This window comes from Marinilabilia rubra (assembly GCF_003121985.1).
GTDB classification, from domain to species: Bacteria; Bacteroidota; Bacteroidia; order Bacteroidales; family Marinilabiliaceae; genus Marinilabilia; species Marinilabilia rubra.
Genome location: NZ_QEWP01000010.1, coordinates 73,856 through 97,966, shown reverse-complemented (window position 1 = coordinate 97,966; position 24,111 = coordinate 73,856). Strand labels below are relative to the sequence as shown.

At 43.7% G+C, this 24,111-nt stretch carries 13 protein-coding genes; all 13 read right to left on the bottom strand.

What is annotated here, in order from left to right; all coding sequences use genetic code 11:
- Nucleotides 1-43: 43 nt before the first annotated feature.
- Nucleotides 44-1,495: a sulfatase-like hydrolase/transferase gene (locus DDZ16_RS13050; RefSeq protein ID WP_109264922.1), complete on the bottom strand. Its 1,452-nt coding sequence runs from the start codon at nucleotides 1,493-1,495 to the stop codon at nucleotides 44-46.
- Between the two features lie 74 nt (nucleotides 1,496-1,569).
- A complete protein-coding gene (locus DDZ16_RS13045) occupies nucleotides 1,570-4,722 on the bottom strand; it encodes a glycoside hydrolase family 2 TIM barrel-domain containing protein (RefSeq protein ID WP_109264921.1) in 3,153 nt (1,050 codons plus the stop codon).
- Nucleotides 4,723-4,750: 28 nt separating this feature from the next.
- On the bottom strand, nucleotides 4,751-6,277 hold the full coding sequence (locus DDZ16_RS13040) for a sulfatase family protein (RefSeq protein ID WP_109264920.1): 1,527 nt from the start codon (nucleotides 6,275-6,277) through the stop codon (nucleotides 4,751-4,753).
- A 70-nt stretch (nucleotides 6,278-6,347) separates the two neighbouring features.
- The gene (locus tag DDZ16_RS13035; protein WP_109264919.1) at nucleotides 6,348-7,877 is read right to left on the bottom strand and encodes a sulfatase family protein; all 1,530 of its coding nucleotides are present in this window, start codon (nucleotides 7,875-7,877) and stop codon (nucleotides 6,348-6,350) included.
- A gap of 13 nt (nucleotides 7,878-7,890) precedes the next feature.
- The gene (locus DDZ16_RS20860) at nucleotides 7,891-10,119 is read right to left on the bottom strand and encodes a sulfatase-like hydrolase/transferase (protein ID WP_198416719.1); all 2,229 of its coding nucleotides are present in this window, start codon (nucleotides 10,117-10,119) and stop codon (nucleotides 7,891-7,893) included.
- A gap of 21 nt (nucleotides 10,120-10,140) precedes the next feature.
- Entirely contained in the window at nucleotides 10,141-11,571 is a 1,431-nt protein-coding gene (locus DDZ16_RS13025) for an arylsulfatase (RefSeq protein WP_109264979.1), read from the bottom strand.
- Nucleotides 11,572-11,581: 10 nt separating this feature from the next.
- Nucleotides 11,582-12,724, bottom strand: a complete 1,143-nt coding sequence (locus tag DDZ16_RS13020; protein WP_198416718.1) for a glycoside hydrolase family 43 protein — start codon at nucleotides 12,722-12,724, stop codon at nucleotides 11,582-11,584.
- 255 nt (nucleotides 12,725-12,979) lie between these two features.
- Nucleotides 12,980-15,619 carry a T9SS type A sorting domain-containing protein gene (locus DDZ16_RS13015; RefSeq protein WP_109264918.1) on the bottom strand — a complete coding sequence of 880 codons (2,640 nt, stop codon included), beginning with the start codon at nucleotides 15,617-15,619 and terminating at the stop codon, nucleotides 12,980-12,982.
- 441 nt (nucleotides 15,620-16,060) lie between these two features.
- Nucleotides 16,061-17,677, bottom strand: coding sequence for a right-handed parallel beta-helix repeat-containing protein (locus tag DDZ16_RS13010; RefSeq protein ID WP_109264917.1), 1,617 nt, complete (start codon nucleotides 17,675-17,677; stop codon nucleotides 16,061-16,063).
- A gap of 91 nt (nucleotides 17,678-17,768) precedes the next feature.
- Complete coding sequence (locus DDZ16_RS13005; protein WP_158275669.1) at nucleotides 17,769-20,072, bottom strand: glycosyl hydrolase; 2,304 nt, start codon at nucleotides 20,070-20,072, stop codon at nucleotides 17,769-17,771.
- Nucleotides 20,073-20,270: 198 nt separating this feature from the next.
- Entirely contained in the window at nucleotides 20,271-21,026 is a 756-nt protein-coding gene (locus DDZ16_RS13000) for a T9SS type A sorting domain-containing protein (RefSeq protein ID WP_109264915.1), read from the bottom strand.
- 66 nt (nucleotides 21,027-21,092) lie between these two features.
- Nucleotides 21,093-22,436 (bottom strand): glycosyl hydrolase, encoded by a 1,344-nt coding sequence (locus DDZ16_RS12995; protein WP_109264914.1) that lies wholly within the window; start codon nucleotides 22,434-22,436, stop codon nucleotides 21,093-21,095.
- A gap of 13 nt (nucleotides 22,437-22,449) precedes the next feature.
- On the bottom strand, nucleotides 22,450-24,108 hold the full coding sequence (locus DDZ16_RS12990; RefSeq protein ID WP_109264913.1) for a RagB/SusD family nutrient uptake outer membrane protein: 1,659 nt from the start codon (nucleotides 24,106-24,108) through the stop codon (nucleotides 22,450-22,452).
- Nucleotides 24,109-24,111 lie beyond the last annotated feature (3 nt).

The following is a 24,111-nucleotide window of genomic DNA, read 5'->3' as shown; positions in this document are numbered from 1 at the left end:
CATTTATCACCTCACTATTTTTTAAAATGATTCACAACACTACCTATTTTTGATTTCGATATTCCTGCAACTGACGCGGATTTTTAACCCGTACCTCGCGGTTCAGAAACAAATCCTGATGAATCATCCATGTAATGGTATCCCAGGTTTGGCTTTCAGTCCACAGGGGTTCCATCTTATCTTTCTCCCATTTTGACAACTGTTTTTTCAAAGCTTTAAACGTCTGTTCATTTTGGTCAGTCAAATTATCTGTTTCGCCCAGGTTTTCTCTTAAATTATATAACCGGTAACCAAGGCGTTCAACCCTGATTAATTTATAATCCCCCACCCGGGCAGCAGCAGCCTGATCTTTTCGCCAGAATAACTTTTCATGGGGATCTTCATCTTTTTTCTCTTCCAAATAAGGCAGTAAACTGACACCATCCAGATTTGTAAGTGCCTCTTCTGGAACCCCGGCAGCATCGAGGCTGGTTGCAAAAATATCGAAAGCCGATGTGAGGCCATCAAAGGTTTTACCTCCATCAATTATTGCAGGCCAATGCATAAAAAACGGCACCCTCATACCACCTTCATATTTATTGCCTTTAAATCCTTTGAGCGGAGCATTGGAAGATTGATTATTATGCGCACCGCCGTTATCACTGAGAAAAAAGATCAGGGTATTGTCCAATAGGTTTTCTTTTTCCAGTTTATCTTTAATATTACCAACAGCCCGGTCCAAAGCCCAGGTCATGGCCGCCAACTCCTGCCGGGGATGTCCCTCATACCTTGAAATATCCTCTTCAGTTGCCTCCATCGGCGTATGTACTGCATTGGGTGCCCAGTAAATAAAAAAGGGTTTTTCCTTATTACGATCAATAAATTCCACGGCCTTTTCTCCCAGTCGATCCGTCAAATACCCTTCGAATTCAGTAAAATCATCATTCTCGCGAATGGAGTGTGAGTGACCCGGTTGATCTTGTTGGTCATTAGGAAAGTAATGACGTCCACCTGACAAAAAACCCCAGAAATAATCAAATCCTCTTGCATTGGGGCGATATTCAGGATCATGGCCCAGGTGCCATTTGCCAAAAGCAGCTGTTACATACCCGGCCTTTTTCATGGCATCTCCAATGGTTTCCTCCTGAAGGTCAAGACCGGCAAAAGAGTTAGAAGGATTACACTCAAAACCAAAGCGCTGTTGATATCTTCCTGTTATTAACCCCGCCCGTGAAGGACCGCAAACGGTAGCGGAGACATGGGCATCTGTAAATACAACTCCATCGCGGGCCAGCTTATCAATATTAGGTGTTTCCATATCCTCAGACCCGGCAAATCCAAAGTCAGCATACCCGGCATCATCCACTAAAAGAACTACCACATTAGGCTTGGGACTTTCCCCGGGGTTCTTATTCGATTTAGAAGATTGGCAGCCCAGAATCCCTGAAAGTAATACGGCTGAAACCAGTAGTAAAGCTTTCCCTGAACCAAACATTGATTTTTTTTTATTAACCATTTTCTAACTGCTTTTGATAATAGGCAGGAAAGGCAGACCTTACACAGCCTCCTTTCCTGTAACCTAATTAAATATTACTCAACCACTCGGATTACGAATCCATATTGATAAGATTTATCAGTCAACCGGTATTCTTTGTGCGTGCGGGCTCCCCAGCTGTTATCGCCACCTACGCCCAGCTGCTTTAGATCAATGTCCACTGAGGTGAGATCACGAGGTTGCACATCATCGGTATGACTCTGAACCGGACGCTCCTCGCCTTCTTCCCAATTACCATTGGGACGGCGTTGTGATTCAAAATCTTCCATGATATTATGGTGAGCTGAGGCTTCCAAAAGTTGCTTACCGGTAAATTTAAGTCCCTCTCCGGCTTCATTGGTGATGCTCATCCAGCGCACATCGGTCTTGTTGCCGTTTTCCTGCGGACGCAGATAAGGCCAGTACTGATCGGCCACACTTCCGCTGTAGAGATCCACAAAAGCAGAGGTTTTACGATCCTGGTAGGATTCATGTGGGCCACGGCCCAGCCATGCCATCTGATCATATTCTTTTGGCATGTGCAGTGTCATACCCATGCGTGGAATCTCGGGTAAATCGCCATTGGCCATTTGAAACCGATTGTCCACTTCCACCTCTTTGTTGCCTTTTACCAGATAGGTGCTGGTATAGTCTCCTGTTTTGTTTCCTTCCTGATCTTTCAGGTCAAACTCAAAGGTCACTTTCACCTGGCCCTCTCCGGCTTCTTCAATATTGGTGTTGGTCACCTCCCGGTTCTCTCCTGCTTTTCGCCACATGCGTGCTCTTTTGGGCATTTTATTACCAAAGTCATTATCGGTAGGGGCACGCCAGAATCCGGGCTCAGGCCCTTTCTTCAGGAGCTCTTTGCCTGACGATTGGAAGCTGGTCATTTGGCCCTTCTGCATATCAAAAGCGACTGCAAAATCATCTCCCGAAATGCTGAGCACTCCATCTTTGGTTTGATGTTCCAAAGCTGATAAGGATTCTTCTGTTTTTGTCTTTGCAACATAAACAGGCAATTCAAACTGCTCTGCAGCCAGTTCTGTCCCGGCCGGGACAAGACCCACCTCATCTTTCAGAGTCGCTTTTACAGTCAGGAAATACGCCACGCCGGGCTCAGGGGTAAAGTCTACATTTGCAGAAACACTCAATTTAGCATCCGGTGCCAGTTCCACACCTTTAAAAATCCCTTCTGTGGCAATTTCACCATTGCCTTTGACGGTCCATGAAAACTGGAATTTTGAAGTATTCAGAAAGTCGTATTTGTTTTCTATTTCGATGGTGCCGTCTTTCAGGTCAACCGGATGAAATTTAATGTACTGATACACCTTTTTCACCTCTTCCAATGCGGGCTGTGGCTGACGGTCGGGGTCCACCAGTCCGTTGAGACAGAAATTACCATCGGAAGGCACGGTATCAGGCCCAAAGTCTCCACCATAAGCCCAGTATTCTTCGCTGTTTTCATTTTCGGTCAGCAGTCCCTGGTCTACCCAGTCCCAGATAAATCCACCCTGCATCACATCATGCGATTCAATCACATCCCAGTAATCCTGAAGGTTGCCCACGCTGTTGCCCATGGCGTGCGCATATTCACATTGAATGAGTGGTTTGCTGCCATCTTCTCTGGCATAGCGTTCCATCCTTTCAATTCGCGCATACATAGGCGCAAAAATATCGGTATTCCGCCCTCCATGGGCTTGCTCATACTGAACCGGGCGGGTATCGTCCTGTGCTTTCAGATAATCATAGGTAGCATCGAAATTGATGCCGTTGCCGGCTTCGTTGCCCAGCGACCAGATAATGATGGAGGGTTGGTTTTTGTCCCGCTCAAACATATTTCTGGTACGGTACAGGTGCGATGACATCCAGGCCGAGTCTTTGGCCAGTGATTCCTTACCATACCCCATGCCATGCGATTCGATGTTGGCCTCATCAATTACGTACAGACCGTGACGGTTGCACAGTTCGTACCAGCGCTCGGGCTGAGGATAGTGGGAGGTACGCACCGCGTTGATGTTGTGCGCCTGCATAACCTCAATGTCTTTGAGCATGGTGGCTTCATCCACCACATGTCCTGTTACATCATGGTGCTCATGCAGGTTGACCCCTTTGAGGTAAATATACTCCCCGTTTACCAACAGGTTGTTGCCTTTGATCTCCACGCGACGGAAACCCACATCCTGGCGGATTACTTCAATGACACCTCCGTTGGCATCTTTAAGGGTAATTACCAATTCGTAGAGGTTGGGTATTTCGGCCGACCAGCGTTTTACATCATTGTATTCTGAAGAAAAGGAGACCTCTCCGTTGTCAGCTTCCGACGAAAAGCGTTCAATTAGATTTTCGCCATCCATCAAACGGGCTTCGACACTTACAGGTGATTCTTCAGACACATTCACAATCTCTGCATCCAGTTCAAAAAGTCCGGTGCTATAATCATCAGCCAGATTCGAAGTGACTCTGAAGTCACGAATATGCTGAGGATTTCTTGCCATCAGGAATACATCGCGGGTGATACCTCCCAGTCGCCAGAAGTCCTGGTCTTCGAGGTAACTCCCATCGCTCCATTTGTAAACTTCCACAGCCAGTGTGTTTTCCCCGGGCTTCAGGTATTGAGTGATGTTGAATTCGGCGGGTGTTTTACTGTCTTCGCTGTACCCTGCTTTCTGCTCATTTACCCACACATACATGGCCGAACTAACGGCTCCAAAGTGCAGAAAAATCTCTTTTCCGTTCCAGTTTTCAGGAATGGTAAAGGTTCGCTTATAAGAGGCCACCGGATTGTAATGGTCCTGAATCGTGGGTGGTGTCTTGGCATGCGGATACTTTACGTTGGTATAAATGGGGTAGGTATGCCCTTCCAGTTCATAATTTGAGGGTACCGGAATGGTACTCCACTCACGGGTATCGAAATCATCCTTAAAAAAGTAGCAGGGACGCTCAGATGGATTTTCCGCCATGTGGAACAGCCACTCCCCGTTCAGGGATTTCAGCAAAGAGGAAGCCCACTTATTATCGGCATCTACCTCTGATGCATCGGCAAATGGCACATACCAGGCGCGGGGGGCCTCCCTGTTTATTTGATTCACCGCCGGGTTTTCCCAGTCGGCAGGCGACTTCTCCTCAAAAGGAACATCGCTGTAGTCTTTGTAGTTGGTGCAGGAAAAGAGAAAAGTCCCCATCACCAGAGCAAGCATAAGTTTTTGCATAATTAAAACACTTAAAAAATAATCAGAATTAACGGCTTTTTTGTCCCTCCAGAATTCGCTTCAGTTCTTTTTCCATCTTCTTCACGAGTCCTTTATTTTGTCGGGCAATGTTATTGGTTTCTCCAATATCCTTGGAGAGATCATAGAATTGAGGGGCAACACTTAATCCCGACTCTATGCCTTTACTGTTTTCAATCCAGGAATTTTTTATTTCTTCAACTGGTTGTATGTATTTGAAATCTCCTTTTCTTAATGAAAAAGTATAGGCCTCCTCCAGCAGATACTCACGCCCTTCATCAGATGCTCCGGTTATGGCATCCAACACATTAAAGCTATCGGGAGCTTCATTATCTGAAAGCTCGTGACCTACAATTTCAGCAATAGAAGCATATAAGTCCATATGTCCCCAGAGGGCATCACTTTCTCCGGGTTTTATTTTCGCTGGCCAGTAAACAATTGTCGGCACTCTGGTTCCACCTTCAAAGGCGCTGTATTTACCCCCGCGAAAAGGTCCGGCCGGCTTATGATTGCCCAGCTTTTCAACCGACTCATCTTCATAGCCATCGTTTAAAACAGGACCATTGTCGCTGGAGAAAACAATCATTGTATTATCTGCTATTCCCAGTTCTTCAAGATGCTTCATTAGTTGACCTGTTACCCAATCCATTTGCACAATGGCATCGCCACGCACGCCCATATCAGTAGCCCCCTGGAACCGGTAATCCGGCAGGCGGGGAACATGTATGTCATGAAAAGCAAAATAAAGGAAGAAAGGACGGTCCTGATTTTGATTCATAAAGTCTCTTGCTTTATGCAGCATTTGGTGAGGCACGGTTTCATCATTCCAGCGTGCCGCGTTGCCCCCACTCATATAACCTATACGGCTCACTCCGTTAACAATGGTTTTGGCATGCTGTTTATCAGCCTGATACCTCAATAAATCAGGATTCTCCAATCCGGTGGGATCAGCACCCACTTTTTCTTTGTAGCTCACCTCAATAGGATCTTCCGGATCCAGCCCAACCACATGGTGATTTTCTACCAAAACGCAGGGTACACGGTCGCCTGTTGCCGGAATCAGGTAGGAATAATCAAACCCTATTTCCAACGGACCGGGAGTGATCTTACCATTCCAATCCACATTGCCATCACCCAGTCCAAGGTGCCATTTACCGACAACAGCCGTTTTGTAGCCATATTTTTGGAGCATTCCGGGAAGTGTAGGCATATCTTCAGTAATCAGCATGGGTGCATCACCGGGCAGGATGGCGGCATTATTTCTGAATGCATAACGTCCCGTGAGCAAAGAAAAACGCGACGGCGTACACATGGCCGCGGAACAATGCGCATCGGTAAATTTCATCCCTCCTTCAGCCAGTTTATCCACATTAGGGGTCTCAACCGCTGTAGCCCCGTAGCAACTCAAATCTCCATATCCCAAATCATCCAGGTACACCACTACGATATTAGGACGATTCTGAGCTTTTAATCCAATTCCTGTAAAGGCACCCAGGATAGCCAGCCCGAGAAAAATTAATATACTTCTGTAGTTCATTGTATTAAATATTGATTTCTTTACTGTTATTTCCTTGTTATTCTATATTTCATCTCAACTCTAAAAGCATTTATTTTAACTCCAATTCCCTGGTGTTGGCATAATTAGTTCCTCGTATCTCCTCAAACAGCTTTAGCATCTCCTTCAGTTTTTCCGGCTTCTCTTTGGCCAGATTATTCTGTTGCCCAATATCTTCTCTGAGATTATAAAGCTGGTAACTTTCAGAGTTACCCAACTCAATATCTACCAGCTCATTAACTGCAGGACCGTTGTACGGAGGGATCATAATCCAATCACCTTTCCGTAGTGCCGTACGTGAAGTTGCCTCCAGAATAAGATGCTCTCTTCCCTGGTCACTCTGACCAAGAAACACATTCAGGAAATTCTTACTGTCAGGGCCTTGTTTTTCACCCCCCACAAGTGCTGCTAGAGAATTAAATAAATCCATCTGGCTGACCAGGGCATCAGAAGTTTGCGGGTTTATATGCCCTTTCCAGTAGGTGATAAATGGGACCCTGGTACCGGCTTCAAACAAGCTGTATTTTCCTCCTCTTAATGGTCCCCGGGGTTTATGGTCGCCAAGTTTTTCCACAGCATCGTCGTAATACCCATCATTCAACACCGGGCCGTTGTCACTTGAAAATACAATCAAAGTATTCTCCAGAAGGTCTTCTTCTTCAAGCGTTTTAACAAATTGCCCGATACACCAATCAGCCTCCACAATTACATCTCCACGCGGCCCCATTCCTGATGTCCCCACAAAACGAGGATGAGGAGTACGTGGCACATGAGGCTGCTGCATAGCATAATAGAGGAAAAAGGGTTCATCTTTGTGCCTTTTCACGTATTGCTGAGCCCTGAGAAGAAAGGTATCTGCCATATTTTCATCCACCCATTTTGCCGATTCTCCTCCTTTCATATAGCCAATCCGGGGAATCCCGTTAACAATGCTGCTGTTATGGCCATGGTGCCATTTCATTTTCAGCATCTCAGGATTATCCTTTCCGGTAGGCTCTCCTTCGAAATTATTCTGGTAATCCACAGATATTGGATCGTCCTTTTCCAGACGCACCACATTCCCGTTTTCAATGTAAACAGTAGGTACACGATCCTGAGTGGCAGCCATAATGAACGAATAATCGAAACCCACTTCATTGGGACCAGGAGCAATTGTAGTATTCCAATCAACATTGCCATTACCAAGTCCAAGATGCCATTTGCCTACGATTCCGGTCTGATAGCCCTGACTTTTCAGCATCTTGGGCAAGGTGGACTGTGCAGTGTCAATCAACAAAGGAGCTGTTCCCGGCAGGATATTGGCATCTTCATTGCGCCAGGGATATTCTCCTGTAAGCAATGCATAACGACTTGGCGTACATGTTGCGCTGGAAGCATACCCATTGGTGAATTTTACGCCCCCATTGGCCAAATTATCAATATTGGGGGTTTCCAGTTCGGTAGCTCCATAGGCGCTGACATCTCCGTAACCAAGATCGTCAAGATAGATGACAACAATATTCGGTTGTACTTCTTCAGGTGATTTTTCAGAACACCCCAGAATCATTATAAGCAGTGGAAGTATAAGCCATTTTCTATTCATAATCCAGGATTTTTTAATTTGATTTTCTCTGATATATCCTCACATAATCTACTTCATATTTCAGTGGAAACTGAGTATTGGAAGGGTCTCCTCCATTGGAGCCAAGAGCAAGATTGAGCAGAATATAATGGGGCTGCCTGAAGGGATTAAACCCATCACTGTAAGTGGCTTTCTCCAGATCAATTTCATTGAGCAAAACCTCATCAAGATACAATTGGATAACATTCTCGTTCCACACCATTTTCCAAACATGAAACTTTTCCGGCCAGGCAGGGTCTTTTTGTAAAAAAGACGAAAGAGGCACCCGTGCTGAATCCCATACAGGTCTGTAATTTTTCTCATTCCCCCAGGCAGCATTGGCGAGGATTTTGGGGATGCCATCGTGTCGGTAATACTCCATAACATCCACTTCACCTTTTTCGGGCCATCTTCGCTCAGCACCAAGGGTCCAGATAGCCGGCCAGGATCCCATGCTGGTGTCTACCCTGGCCCTCACTTCCATAATGCCATACTGAAAAGTAAATTTTTCTTTGGTATTGATACTTGCAGAAGTATATTCAGCGTATTTGCGGTTTTCCCGCCAGTTTTCACTCTTTTTGTTGTAGTTTGGATTCCGGACTTCCTCACGTTTTCCCTCAATTACCAATTTCCCGTTTTTAACCATGGCATTGTCCGGCTGATACCATTGCAACTCATTGTTTCGTACAAACCCGTTTTCATAAGACCAGTATTTCTCATCCGGTTTTCCCGGTTGGTCAAACTCCTCGGCCCACAATAATTCATAGCCGGCAGGAATTTGAGGTGGCGTAGAATCAATCCTTAAAGGAGATGGAATACTGAAACGGGAAGGATGCTTTTTATTGTATTCTCCTCCCTGCATGAGTCCCCAAAAAACCGGATCTTTCATTTCTGAAAGCCAATTATCATGAGCCATCAGCATTTCCTCCGGATCTTTCATTTCAGCTTTTGCTAACTCATTCTTTTCGCTAATATCTTTTGAAAGGTTATACCATTCAGTATCTGACTCTCCCCTACGAAGCATTTTGTAATCTTTTGACCGAACTGCATGCCAATCCTGATCGTACTTACGCCAGAACAATTCTTTATGCGGGATGCCCTGCTTTTCACCTTTTAGATATGGAATCAAATTCACCCCATCCAATGGGTTTTTGGTCCCGGCATTAGCCAAAGCTACAGCCGTTGCCATAATGTCAAGCGAAATTACAGGATGGTTATAGACCATACCTGCCGGAACATGCCCGGGCCATTGCATGGCAAAAGGCACATGAATGCCTCCTTCATAGAGACTCGATTTTCCTTCACGCAAAGGACCATTATCCGAAGCATTATGATCCTCAGGTCCTCCGTTATCGGACAAAAAGAAAACGATGGTATTATCATCTATCTTCAATTCTTCCAATTTATTCAAAAGCAGGCCCACGCCATCATCCACTGCACTTACCATTGCTGCATAAGTGCGTCTTTTCTCATCTTTGATGTGATTAAAACGCTTAAGGTATTTTTCAGTGGCCTGCATGGGGGCATGTGGTGCATTATATGCCAGATACATAAAAAAAGGAGATCCCCCGGCCTGCTTTTCAACAAAACTTACAGCTTCACGAGAAAGGGCATCAGTCAAATATTCCTGTTCTTCAACCCGACCATTATTGTGCATCAGCTTGGTTTTGTAACCATCCCACTGTCCTTTTATTTCAGAAAGATTCTGAAGTGTCCATAGTTCAGGAAAATATTGATGTCCACCACTCAGAAACCCAAAAAACTCATCAAACCCCCGGTTTAAAGGCCATTGAGAGCGGTGTGCCCCAAGATGCCACTTTCCAAGAGCCATACTTTTGTACCCGGATTTATTAAGCACAGTGGCCATGGTTTCCTCCGACAAGGGAAGTCCTTCGCCGGGATCATTGGGTGCCAGCAATGGATTCCGCCCAAAACCAAAACGATCCTGATAACGACCGGTAATCAAACCAGCCCGGCTGGGACCACAAACCGCGTAGGTCACATATCCGTTTGTGAACTTGACGCCATTGTTGGCAATCCGGTCGATATTGGGTGTTGGGATGTCTGTGCATCCGTTAAAACCAACATCTCCATATCCCTGATCATCCGTTAAAATGACAATGACATTGGGCCCGGATTTCTCAGCGGCCCGCAACTCCGATATGGCAAAAAGAATCGTAATACTCAAAAAGAGTATAATTTTATTCAATTTTAAATTTTTCATCATAGAATGGATTTGTAGATTCTAAAATTTAAAAACTGAAGACTCAGTGCTGGCCGTTTTCAAAACATTATCAATTCTGTCAACAACTTCAGGGTGTTTTGCTGCAACGTCATGGGTTTCTCCGGGATCATTTTCCAAATTGTATAACTCAATCGCTTGATCGGGATGTTTTTTTACATTATACTTTACTCCTTTCCATTTTCCCATTCTAACAGCCTGACGACCTCCCAACTCATGAAATTCCCAATATAAATAGGCATGTTCTTTCTGACTTCCTTCACCTGTCAGCTCAGGAAGCATAGAGATGCCATCCGTATTTTCAGGAGCTTTTACACCCAGCAAATCAGCAAAAGTGGGCAACATGTCCCAAAATGCGGAGATGTGATCAGACTCAGCACCTGCCTCTATTTGTCCGGGCCACCTGGCGATCATGGGCACCCTTATGCCCCCCTCGTAGAGATCTCTTTTAAAACCACGCAATGGTCCATTACTGTTAAAAAATTCCGGATCTGCTCCTCCTTCCTCATGAGGCCCGTTATCTGAGGTAAATACAATAATGGTATTTTCAGAAATGCCAAGCTCTTTGAGTTTTTCCACGATTTCTCCCACCTGGTCATCCAGCAAAGTAATCATGGCAGCAAAAGCAGCATGAGCTTCCGGCTGGGATCCGTAAGGTCCTTTCCGGAACCTTGGATGCTCAGGGCCAGCTCCTTCATAACTACTTTCGGGTAGAAATTTTCCTCTAAACTTCTTCATGTATTCCTCAGGAGCCAATAATTCGGCATGCGGAATAACTGACGGATAATACATAAAAAACTTTTGATCATTGTGATCTTCAAGAAACTGCATTGCTTCCTGGTGAATCAGATCAGGCGCATACTGCCCTCTCCGGGTTTCTGCATTCTCTTCAAGAATCACTTTTTGGTTGTTATGATATAAATGCCACGGATAATAATGGTGGGCATTTCGCTGGCAATTGTACCCGAAAAATTCATCAAATCCCATGGCAAGCGGATCGCCGGATGAGTTGGGATAACCCAGCCCCCATTTTCCAAAAGCCCCGGTAACATAACCCGATTGTTTAAAAAGGCGGGCCAACGAATTTGCCTCCTCCGGCAAAGGCCACTGGCCCTCGGGGTGATGGGGTTTGTTGCCCCGTACCGGTGTATTTCCGGTATGCTGTCCGGTTAGCAATGCAGAGCGGGAAGGAGCACATACTGTTGAACCCGCATAATGGTTTGTGAACTTCATTCCCTCCCTTGCAAGTTCATCAATATTGGGTGTTTCGAACTTTTTTTGTCCATAACAACTGAGATCACCGTATCCTAAATCATCAGCAAGGATGTATATGACATTAGGTTTATCCTTTGGAATTTCGGAACCACAAAAAACAAACTGAAGTCCCGAAATCATGAATACACACAAAACAAATAATCTATACTTTGAACTCATACTATCAGGCTTATTGCTTATCAAAAACATTTAAGTTCCATTTATCTCTCCATTTGAGCACTGGTTTACCTTCCTCAAATTCAACAGGCAACCAAACATATCTGCCGTCAATTGCATTTTTCGGACGCCAGCGATCTGCCATAAAAATAAATGCATCCTCTTTTCCCTGCACAGGCAAAACAAAAGTGCTTTGAGAATCGAAAGTAGTATTCACCTGCTCCTCAGTTCCGCGGCAGGGATTGCCCAACGGTTTCCATGGCCCAAACGGGTGATCGGCGACTGCTGACCTGGCAGGATTAGGCGCCCAACCGGTGCATCCCGAAGCTATCAGATAATACTTGTCTCCTCTTCTGAAAATGGCAGGGGCTTCATTAGAATCACCTGGAAGTACACGTGTGTAACGTCCGGTAAAGTCCAGGTAGTCGTCGGTTAACTCAGATACATGCAACGTTTGATTTTCCTCTGAAGAATGAATATGATAGGCGGTGCCATCGGTATCCACAAACAATGTCATATCGCGGGCCATTTGTCCCTTTTCAAAATCACGCCTGACAAACAGTCCTTCTTTAACAGCTTTACGCCATTCATCGGACCAACGTTCCAATGACGCCATGGTAGTAGTATCCTTCCTCAGACTATCGGGGTAATTCATGGGCCACTGACCGGCATTGGGATTAACACTTCTCAGGTAAGTATAAGGGCCGGTAACATCATCGGCCACAGCCACACCTGTCATGGCAGCATCATAGCCCATTCCTTTAAGCTCGTGATGGAACCACATCACATATTTTCCTGTTTTTTCGTTATAAATAACCTTTGGCCTCTCTATTATGCATCCCTCAACCAATAGAGAAGAAGTATCCTCATGGACCTCAAGGGCAATACCTTCATCCTGCCAATGGTACAGATCTTCCGATGAATAACAATGAACTCCTACATGGGCCTTATTCCCGGCTTTGCCCTCAATCTTGTGTTCACCAAACCAGTAATAAACTCCATCCTTATACAGCATGCCACCACCATGGGCATTTATGTGTACCCCATTATTATCGGGCCAGATGGCTCCCGGCTCAAAAGAGCCTTCCGGTGTCTGTTGACATCCCAAAATACCAACTGCCAACAGCGATACGATTAATAGACCTTTCATTTTCATGACTCTAATTTCCTTTTTTATTATTTACCAATGGAGTAATATTCCTTTAACATCCTAAAAAGATTTTATCAATAATTTTGCACTATGCAATATTTAAAATTGAGGACTATTCTCCTCTCGCAAAACTTTCTTATTTGGTTTAAATTCTGGTCAAAACAGCAGGGGCAGTTTTTTTCAAATATCGGGTTGAAACCATTCACACCACAGCCCCAAACCCCTGTTAAACAAAACAAAAACTCAACAGAGCTAAAAACCTCATCGCACCAGCAAAAGGCGCTTCGAAATAAAAAGACCATTCTCCTCCATGCTAATAAGATAAATTCCATTTTTCAATTCAGTGCTCACCTGAATCTCCAGAGTGTTGTTGCCCGGTTGTACCCTGAAAGGTTCCCTTTGAAGTTCACGCCCCTGCAAATCAGAGAGCAAGACCATTACTGTTCCATGCTTTTCAGCTTTTATACTTAAGAATACCTCTCCTTTTGCAGGGTTTGGATAAAACCTTAGACTGGTAGCTTCGATGATCTCAAACTCATCAATGCCCACATCACCGACACCTTCTCCATTATAAGCTCCAATATTTGGAATGCTGTTAGATACGTTAACAGGATTACCATAAAAATCCAATTGAGGATATAAATCCACATCCTTAAAGATCCCCTTCCCTGCCATTGGGAATTGTGGTTCAGGGAAGGAAATACCAGATCCCAAAGCCTCGCTCTCTTTTCCCAAGTAATAAGAGTCTGTTTCAGACTCTCCGCCCTTGACAAAAAAGGGGTCACCAAAAACAGGGTTTTTGTCCATATTGGCAAAGATTGAGTTGATATTTCCTTTAAAGAGGTTGTTAGACATCTTCAACTCACTACCAGTTTCGATATTCACATCCGTATTATTACCAATGGATGCATAAGCGCCAGCGTAAAAAATATTGTTGTAAACAAAGGTGTTTTTGGCGTTTATGGAAATATCGGGAGTAATAGCTGCATCCACATAAATGGTGTTGTTGTAAATAAAATTGCTATCGGACAACACTTTATTGTTAGTCCCCGCATAATCTGACACCCACAATGTATTGCCTTTCTTGTCTCTGATACCGTCATTAACACTCACATTAAACCGATAAACAGAGTTGACATTTTTACCCAGGATCTCAACAAAGCCACCTTCACTGTCCTCGCTATAGTTGTATTGAAGGATGACATTGCGGTTGCCAAAATCAATGTGCATGCCGTAAGAATCAGCCGGCCCGCGTACATGCAGCGATTTATTGTATTGCGCTATTACATTGCGACAATTGAAAAACCAGGCTCCGCTTCCCCGCTTTGCCATTCTTGGATCCGCGTCAGAACCTGTATATTCAAAGGTGTTATTTTCTACCAGACAATTGTAAGACCCTCCCGGAGTAATACCTGACCCGCCTGTTTCGAACATATGATTGTTGCTAAAAACAAGGTTCATATTCCGGTTTATTGAATCATTACCAATACCGCTTTTACCTCCTGCGTGCTGGCTCCAGATGCCAAATTTCCCAGTATGAGTAATGTAACAACTATCGACCAGCACATCCCTTATATGTTTTTCCTCGCCCGCAACAGTATTGCGTTCACTGCGAAAATAGATGCCTGCTACTTTAAGCTGATTGAATTCAACTCCTTCGGTGCTAACGGCAAAAACATCACGGATGGTTAACTTTTCAAACCTGAAATGTTGCATCACTTCCAAACCATCATTCAACACAAATATGCCATACCCCACTTTATCATCTGATCCACTTCGCGATGTTTTCCTGTCATTGGTTATTTCCAGATCCTGCAGTTCAATAAAAGATTGATTGTTGATAAAAACGGTGGATTCAAAATCCCCTACAGACGACCCGGCACCATTGAGTACGGGTTGGTTTCCGGGGCCATACCTGCTAAACACCAGGGGGTCCCCTTCAATACCTGAACTGTTTATTTTCAATTGGCCTGTAAACTCGTCGCCCGAAAAGAACAAAACACTGTCGCCCGGAGTATATGAAAACTCACTCACCTTTGCCAGGGTTTTCCAGGGGGTTTCAGGTGTAAGACCATCATTGTTATCATTGCCGGTGGTGCTGCTCACATAATAATTGTTGGTAGTTCCGGCAATTTGTAGCGTCAACTGATCATTTAGCAGCAAAACTCCTGAAGTAGGATTGGAAAGTTGAACCAATACAGTTTGGTCTGTTTTATCAGCTCTCAGCGGAGCATAAACCTTAATTAAAGCCTTTTCGTTCCCGGAAGGAATGGTTACTGTTGATTGATCAACCTGAATAAAATCTGCACCATCAACCGGCACAGATAGCGATACCCGAACCTCCTGATTTAAAACACCGGACATTTCTACAGCAACATGCACCGTTTGTCCCTGTACCATTTTTACTTCCAAATCAGAAAAGGACAAATAAATATTTGTGGCATCCAGAACCTGAACTTTATCAATAAAAGGCCCTGCCAATCCGTTGGCTGTTTGAAAACTCACCTCATTGATCCCCTCATTCAAATCAATATCCATAGAATATTCTGCAGCCACTCCCTGATAACACCAGTGCGCCGAAGGAAATTCTTTTACCCCCATTGAAATGCCATTAACAAAAACCTCCAATGGCTGAGCACCCACATAAAAATAATGAACCACCAATTGATAAGTACCGGAGGAAGGCACCTCAACATCCTGAAACGTCAATTGATTGCCGGCATCACTATTCATTTTAACGAAGGCATCCTGTGAGGCAAAGTCACATCCCTCATTTATTTCGGCAGTTCCGGCCAGATTCCCGTTTTCTCCCTCGGATTCCCAGATTACGGTCTGAGCAGGAAGGTCAAAACCTGACAAAATCAGTATCAACCACAAAAAAACTATTTTCAAATATACCATCGATAAAAATTTAAAGGAGCAATTGCAATAATACCTCCTCTTTTTTTGATAATAGATCGTTAGATATTTCCAGAAGCTTCGGGATTAGATGAAAGATGAATCGTATAATATTGATAATATGTATTTTAACGCGAAAAACCTCTTGTTTTTAAGTTACTGACTACAGGAGCCTAGTGTAAAAGTCAAGCATAGTCTGAGGGCCCAAGCCTTGCTCTTTCTACCTTGTGCTTCTCAAAAAAAAGACTCACGTAGCTACGGCTATGCTTACTTTTTTGTTGTTTTGCACGAGGTGAAAAAAAGCGGCGGCTTACCCGACATTCTACACTTGACTTGACACTAGTAATCACCCATTTACGCATTCGTAAAAGTAAACCCCAACTCTCTCATAATAAAAACTTTGCGTCTTCGCGCCTTTGCGTTTAGGCTTTTTCTAACGGACTATTATAATTCAACAGCCCCCATATCAGGTTTGCCTTTTATCTGATGCCCAAAGATGTCCTTTTCAACTTTCAGCCCCGAAACCAACCCGATACTATCACCAGGCAGCACCGGTATTTTTATTCCTCTATTGCGGATGATAGACTTATTTTGAGGAACATAGTCGGAAAAGCTGTTGCCTCCGGGATTCATAAAATCAGGATTACCATATTGAGGGGCCTCATCCTGAATTAAAACCTCTTGCGGCCAATTTTTGGTTTTCAAAAACAGATTATTCTTAAAGACCACATTCCGCACAGAACCGGATCCATCTTTTTCAGGCTTATACTGATCACCCAGTACTGCCTGACTTTCACCTTTTATGTAAAAAATATTATTGGCCACCATCACCCCTTTGGCCACCCTGGTGACGGCAATTTTAGCATCAATAGAATCGCTCACATAAATGGTATTGTTATAGATATAACTGTTAAAAGGTCCACTGCGTTTTTTATCCCCGCGGTAGCCACTCAGCCAAAAAGTTTTCCCTTCCTGAAAAGCACCGTTTTCACCTTTTATTCTGTGTCCGTCATCTACACTGATATTATAGCGGTAGGCGCAATTAAAATTGTTGCCCAGGATTTCAATAAACCCACCAGCATTCTTGTTACTGAAGTTGTATTGCACAATGACATTCCGGCAATTGAAATCGATGTGACAACCCGCAGAATCACCGGGACCATTGGCATTTCGGAATTCATTGTGTTCTATGATGATGTTCGAAGATCCCCAGGTCCACAGGCCGCTACCCCGGCCCCACTTCCTGGAATCATCTTTACTTCCGGAGTAATTGACGACACAGTTTTTCACATTTCCATCATACACTCCGGACATCTGAATACCAGGGCCTCCTGTTTTAAGCACACGGCAATCTGAAACTTCTACTCCCTGAATGCCATCAGTAAAAGCAGTGAATTTAATACCGGTATGGGCCACATTTTTTACCCGGCAATTCCGAACCTTTACATTTTTCAACAAAGCTCCCTCAGTACGATTGATAAACCGGATGCCCCAACCATAACGTTGTGTGCCGTTGGCCGTTCTCACCTCATCTTTTCCTCTCCTGAAACCAGGATCTTCATAAAAAACATCTTGTATATCCAACCCTTCAAGGGAGATACTTTCATACGTCCCGGCTTTTGAAGTTTTAACCAAAACGCCACATCGCATAGTCCCGGCAACTGTTTCTGAATTGTCTTTACCGTTGGCCGTAATTTTCAAATTCTCAACCGTCAAATAGGCACAGTCCTGAATCAGAATCCCATTTAAAAAGCCGGCAGCATCAATTATTGCTTTTTTATCGTTTTCACCATACGAACCAACAACTATTTTTTGATGAGCGTTTCCTATAATATTCCTTAGAACAAGAGACTCTTTAAATGTTTGGCCGGCAGAAAGCAAAACACTATCACCAGGTTGGAGCTTTAATTCATTGATTTTTTTCAGGCTTAAAAAAGGAGCTTCAGGAGAAAGTCCGGAGTTTTGATCACTTCCCGATTTTTCGTTAAAATAATAACTTTTGGCCTGGGCAGAAAACAAACCACATAGCAATAACCCGATTAAAACAAAGTATCTTGTCATAGTTCATATTTTTTGAAATTGCTAAAGCCGGTCATTTTCTACTTGTCGGCTCCATTGCTCCGGTTTCACACTCAGTTCATGGCAGAATTCATTACCGCTTTAAAAATTTAACAGTCTGATTTCCCATGATCAAAAAGTAAAGGCCGGAAGTTAGTGAAGAAACATCCATGGCTTCGTAATCCATAAATTCGAGAACCTTCTCTCCATTGATATTTACAATGTCAATCCTGTTATTCTGTGGAGCCTCACAATCGCTTTGAAGATTCAATTTTTCTACTACCGGATTGGGATAAACCCTGAAGTTACATTCATTCCACCGGATATTATCTTCAAATGATGTGTCTGTTTCTTTCTCCTTTAGGACAAAATTGTCGAAATAAAGATTTTTTGTCGGCCACCTGTAAAGGGAAAGGGTCACAGAAACACTCCCTTCCTTAACGGTAAACTCAACCGAATGCTCCTCCCAATCCCTGTTAAAACATTCCAGCGTTGGATAAGAATCATCCGGCAAAACTTTCATTACGTGCTTAGCACCATCTGTCATCTTAGTAGCCAGCTTCCAAACATAAGTTTTACCGGCCTCAAGCTCAAAAGTTTTTCTCAAATTAAAGTCCTCCCTGTTGTTGTTTGATTTCCCGAACTTAGTTCCTTCATAGGCAGATCCGGAATCATTGGTAATAGAAGCATCCACAGCATTGGCGGGACCTTCCCATACTGTATAAAAACTCCCCAGGTTTTGCCCGTCGGTATAAGTCTCGAAATAATCTTCAAAAACAGTTAATGGATCGCGATTAAGCGCACCATCCAGATTGGAAGAAACTGAAATCGAAGCATCAGAAACAGAAGGAGTGGATTTTTGGTTTTTATACACCAATCCAACATCTGTGTAATTACCGGAACCATCGTAGTAGTCGGCAACATCAGAATTAGGCTGATACCAGGCATACCGCTCCACATAATCCAACGACTCAAGATAGGGCAGTGCCAACTCCATAAATGCTTTATTTACCGCTGTAGTTCGGTTCGGATTGGCGTTAAACTCGGTAATCCAAATGGGTAGTTGGTATAGGTCATATACCCTTTGAAGATAATTTTTAAAACGGTTGAAAACCTGCTGAGGATCGGCATTGGGAGAATTTTTAGGATTGCTGCCCCAATCGTACCAATGAACCCCGATTACATCAATCCGGATATTTTGAGCAGTGGCCTTATCGTAAAACTCTTTTAACCAGCCAAAAGGAGCATTTTCACGGCAAGATGGGGAAACCAGACGGAGGCCCGTTTTCATTAAATTTTCGTAGGTAGCAACCGCTACGTCTGTATTACACAAATCCCCCCATTGCCCGGATTGATCGTCACAATTATCGGACTCATTGAAAGCCAATACGTGGGGTGTTTTATACTTTCCCTTGTATAGCTCTATATCTGAAGCATCATCAGCCCCTCCTTTTCCCCAGGCCATCGGTACATTTTCACGTTCAATGGTAGAAACCCCATTATTGCCCCACTTATAGTGCCAGGTCTCATTCAGACCAGTAACATTTCCCCCAATTCCTTTTTTAGCTACCCAATTCCAGGGAACGACACGTATAAAAGAGATCTTTTCGCTAAGGTTCAAAGGCAGGTTTTCCACCAACAAATCTTCTTCAGAAGCAATATAAACTTTGCTAAGTCCGGTACCATCCTCATTTATGGCCAGAGTTGCCATGTATCCCCGTTTTAATTCAAAGGAAGCAATAGCATTGTTTAAATCTTCCGGAATGGAACTTGCACTATGCACCTTATCCACTTCTACTTGAGCATTGTTGCCCTGCAATTCAGGCTCATCAAAAACAATCATGGGAGCCGCAGAGGATAAATTGGGACGTACCAAAGCACCACTCTCATAGTAATTGTCTATTCTGATATTATCGTGATATACAGCAGCAGTTCCGGAGATAAGGAAGGAGGCCAGATGATTGTTTAAGACATCAGCAGGGCTTATTTCAGGCAGTTTGACCCAACCGAGCCCGCTCTGAAAATCAATTTCAACAGTTGCTCCCAATGGGGTTGCTCCACTCAATGAAACATAGCCCTCAGCAAGGATGGATAAATCACCATCGGAGAAAGCCGTTCCGGAAAGAGATGCTCCTTCCACTGATAAACTTCCTGATCCAAGAGATATATCTCCATTGGCAACAACCGTCTGCGGCGTATCCTTAAGGATCAGTGACAAGTCAATACTCACTCCCGGCTCAATAGCCCCGGAAACAGGATTATCATCAGAAACCGGATTCCGCCAATTGGCTTCATCAAAAAAATCGTTGCTACCTGCGGCACCTGTCCACACATAATCCTGAGCGCTTAAATTAAAAGGTAAAAGCACTCCCACAAAAAATAATAATTGCTTTAACATTCTTCTATACATTATTTAGTAAATACCCCGAAAAAGAGATCAATTCCCTCTCACGGGGTACCTTTTAAGTTTTATTTATGCAACTCTACCCAAATAATTTCCCATTTGGCTCGATTCCAGGAAGGGTGATAGGCGGTTAAAATGCAAAATGCCTGACTTGGGAATATGTGCAACCATACCAAGTCAGGCATTTTTTAATTAATTATTAACCACTTTTTTCACAGAAACATTGCCCCGGACATCCACTATACGAAGAATATACAAGCCTTGTGACTGGCCATTAAGGTTAAACGTAACCTCTGAGTCTCCTGCGTTGGTCATTTGTTTTACAAGCTGGCCACTGGATGTATATACACTAATTGAAGAGACTTTATTATCAGTAGATACTTTGAACTCTCCTGAAGCAGCTCTTGTAACGCGTGGACCATCAACTTTCACTTTTGAAATGGCAGTTGCACTCTCCTCAATCACCTTAAATTCATCAATATCCACACGACTCTGTGGCCAACTATAAACCCACATTATAGCCTCAGTTTCACCAGCTTCCACGGTAAAAGTAATACTGGTTTTTGTCCAGTCTGTTGCCCCTACCAGGTCTCCTGCAATATTACGATCGCCAACTTTTGCAACAGCCTTGTGATTTTTTCCATCCGGGCTTTTCGTCATAACCTCAAACGTGTAGGTTTTGCCTTCCTCGAGCGTCAGATTTTTTCTAAAATAGAAACTGTTACCACTCGGCTCGCATTGAGCAAAATTACTCCCACTAAATGCATCACCTCCGGCCTCTGCTGCATTTGTCACGGTGGCACTTCCTTCCCATACAGAATAACCTTGTCCAGTCAGGTTATCACCATGAGTATAACTTTCAAATCCGTCTTCAAAAACGACAGTTTGCGCTTTTATGGTCGCTAAACCCATAAAAATTCCGATAATAAACAGTAATGATTTTTTCATAACATAATTAATTTAATATAAAACAACAATAAAGAGAGGGATTATTCCCTCTCTCTTGAAACCTATTTATTCAACAACTTCTTTAATTGTAATATCATCCACATCAACCCTACTCACAGGCCAACTGTAGATAAAGACTATTGCCTTCGTTTCACCTTCGCCCGTGGTAAAAGTGTAACTACTTTTAGTCCATTCTGTAGAACTTACAAGATCACCTCCAATATTTCGATCACCAATTTTTGCGACGGCCTTGTGATTTTTGCCTTCCGGACTTTTCGTCATCACCTCAAATGTGTATGTTTTTCCTTCCTCGAGGGTCAGTTTTTTTCTAAAATAGAAACTGTTATTATTCGGTTCGCATTGTGCAAAATTATCCCCACTAAAAGCATCACCTGAAGCAACGTTTGCATTACCTTCCCAAACACTATAACCTTTTCCGCCCAGATCTGCACCGGGGTCGTATGTTTCAAAACCGTCCTGGAAAACAATGGCCGGATCAACATAGGGCTCCTTGCCTTCTCCTATATAAACATTAGGTTCAAAATTGGCATAGAATTCGCCAAGAGCAGTAAGATTGCCATCTTCATCAAAGAGCGCCGATGACGTGCCCTGAGGACTGTCCTGGTTAAAAGAGAACCAGGCGTATCGCTGCAGATAACCAAGGTCCTCCAGTTTTGGCAAAACAGTTTGCATAAAAGACATTACCTCTTCAGGAGAATGCCGGTTTTCCTCAGGAGTGGTGGCATCCCAGTCGGCAGGTGCAAACTCAGTAATCCAGATGGGTTTTCCGTAAAGATCATACACTTCTTCCAGCTTGTTCAATAAACCGTCAGGATTAACCCCGCCATACCAATGCACACAGACAAAGTCAACGCGGAGACCGTTTTCATCAGCTCTTTGCATAAATTCCTGCATCCAATCACCGGTAGGGTTTACCGGAGCAGGACTACCCAGGGGGACTCCAACCTCCTCGAGCGAGGGCCATTGCTCAATGGCTTCATCTACAGTCATATTTGCCTGATTCTGCTTGTCGGGTTCATTAAATCCCAGCAGATATCTGATTTTGCCTTCTTCTTTCAAAGCTTGCAACTCGGCAATTCTTTCTTCGTCAATGCCCTTCCCCCAAATCATGGGAACAAAATCAATATTATCAGGCTCTAAATCAAGCAAATCAGACCCCCAACTATAGTGCCAGTGCACCTTCAGATCAGACACATTATATGACCATGAAGTCCCTAATCTGGTTGTCATCCCAATTCCCTTTTTGCCTATTTCAGGCATAGAGTTTAATGTATTGGTATTTTCAGGTTCTTCAATATCATAGAAGTTGAAATCACCTTCTGCAAACTTCTCATCGCAAGACGAAAAAAGAGTTGCAAAAACAAATAATATGGAAAATATCTTCTTCATAGCTAATCAAATTTTACCACCCGGGGTTTTGTTCCAGATTCGGATTCTTGTAAATCTCTGCCTGAGGAATAGGATACAAATTCATCTTTTCCTCAAACACACGTTCTTCAAGCAAAGTAGTTTCATAAGCAAAACCTCCATAAGGATTCCTGGCAATGTTAACAGCATAAATATCCGTTGTTTCATCGCCAATCATCCAGCGCCTTACGTCCCAGAAGCGATGGTCCTCAAAGGCCAGTTCCACCCGTCGTTCGTTTCTGAGTTTCGCCCGGAATTCATCCTGTGTCATACCGGCCGGGAAATCAGGCATTCCGGCACGCTGTCTAACTTCATTTACAGCTGCAAGGGCAGTCATCCCCATGTCTGCTGCATCTTCTGGTCCATAAGCTTCGTTCATGGCCTCGGCATAATTCAGCAAAACCTCGGCATATCGGAAAAGCACCCATGTATGTTCTTTTGAATTGGTATTGTTAGGCTCCAGATTTACCGACTCGATTACATATTTTTTGAGATAGTAACCCGTTTCAGTAGCGTTATCTTTGGGTTGGCCATTAACCCCGCCATAAAAAATTTCTACCACCTGGCCTTTCCAAACGGAATTGTTCAGAATAACGGTTTGTTCCAACCTTGGATCACGCCCGGAGTATGGAAATATGGGATCAAACCCGGACTCACCATCGGTTATTGGCAAGCCGGACTCAACCATTTCATAAGCATCCACCAGGTTTTGTGTAGGACAGGTACCTGTGTTGCCCCCTTCAAAGCCAATGGGGAAATTTCGTTTCTCAAATCCGTTAGTTGCCGCTTCTCTTCTACCGAGTATCAATTCGGAGCTGGTATAATTATTAACCACATTCTCATAATTACTTTCCAGTGAATACCAGCCGGAATCAATGATCTCTTTGCCTGCTTGGGCAGCTTCCTGCCAAAGTGTAAGATCTCCGGAAATATTGTGCAATGGACTGGCAGCATAAAGTAATGATCTGGTTTTAAGAGCCAATGCAGCCCCTTTTGTCACCCTTCCGGTTTCTTTTACAGCCGAAAATTCACCAAAATCAGAAGGTAGTTCCCTGGCTACTTCATCGCACTCCTGAACGATAAAACTGAGCACATCATCAAACGAATCCTGAGCCACATTTTTTGCCTCTTCAGGTGTTAGTACCTCCGTAATCAAGGGCACATTCTTATACCTTTTGATTAACTCGAAGTAGAAGAAAGCTCTGAGAAACCGCGCTTCATAAGGGTACATCTCAAACTGTTCCATCATTTCATGATAATCTTCATTCCAGCGCTCTTCAGGAAACTCCTGGCCCTCGGTCTCTTCAAGAAAGAGGTTTACAGCCCGGATGCCTGAATACATATCTCCCCATACATTGTCAAGGGGCTGGATAGCACTCCAGCTGCCATCATTAAATCTCTGAACATTGGACAAGTCCCAAACATGCTCCGCTTCATCAGAAGCCGATGATCGCATGGCCCCGTCAATACTGTTAAAATCGGTGGGCAGATAAGAATAAATACCTGTCAAAAAGTTCTTGGTACGTCCGAAATCACTAAACACGTCCTCTTTCCGGTTGTAAGAGGTTTCATCGTATTCTAAATACTCACAACTTCCGGCAGTAAAAACCAGTAAGCCGAGCAATCCATATTTTATATATTCTTTTATCCTCATAAT

Bases quoted from the DNA above. Each gene is read 5' to 3' on its own strand.
- DDZ16_RS13025 (WP_109264979.1), bottom strand. From the start codon at position 11,571: ATGAGTTCAAAGTATAGATTATTTGTTTTGTGTGTATTCATGATTTCG.
- DDZ16_RS13005 (WP_158275669.1), bottom strand. From the start codon at position 20,072: ATGTTAAAGCAATTATTATTTTTTGTGGGAGTGCTTTTACCTTTTAAT.
- DDZ16_RS12995 (WP_109264914.1), bottom strand. From the start codon at position 22,436: ATGAAGAAGATATTTTCCATATTATTTGTTTTTGCAACTCTTTTTTCG.
- DDZ16_RS13015 (WP_109264918.1), bottom strand. From the start codon at position 15,619: ATGGTATATTTGAAAATAGTTTTTTTGTGGTTGATACTGATTTTGTCA.
- DDZ16_RS13045 (WP_109264921.1), bottom strand. From the start codon at position 4,722: ATGCAAAAACTTATGCTTGCTCTGGTGATGGGGACTTTTCTCTTTTCC.
- DDZ16_RS13040 (WP_109264920.1), bottom strand. From the start codon at position 6,277: ATGAACTACAGAAGTATATTAATTTTTCTCGGGCTGGCTATCCTGGGT.
- DDZ16_RS13000 (WP_109264915.1), bottom strand. From the start codon at position 21,026: ATGAAAAAATCATTACTGTTTATTATCGGAATTTTTATGGGTTTAGCG.
- DDZ16_RS13010 (WP_109264917.1), bottom strand. From the start codon at position 17,677: ATGACAAGATACTTTGTTTTAATCGGGTTATTGCTATGTGGTTTGTTT.
- DDZ16_RS13050 (WP_109264922.1), bottom strand. From the start codon at position 1,495: ATGGTTAATAAAAAAAAATCAATGTTTGGTTCAGGGAAAGCTTTACTA.
- DDZ16_RS12990 (WP_109264913.1), bottom strand. From the start codon at position 24,108: ATGAGGATAAAAGAATATATAAAATATGGATTGCTCGGCTTACTGGTT.
- DDZ16_RS13035 (WP_109264919.1), bottom strand. From the start codon at position 7,877: ATGAATAGAAAATGGCTTATACTTCCACTGCTTATAATGATTCTGGGG.
- DDZ16_RS13020 (WP_198416718.1), bottom strand. From the start codon at position 12,724: ATGAAAATGAAAGGTCTATTAATCGTATCGCTGTTGGCAGTTGGTATT.
- DDZ16_RS20860 (WP_198416719.1), bottom strand. From the start codon at position 10,119: ATGAAAAATTTAAAATTGAATAAAATTATACTCTTTTTGAGTATTACG.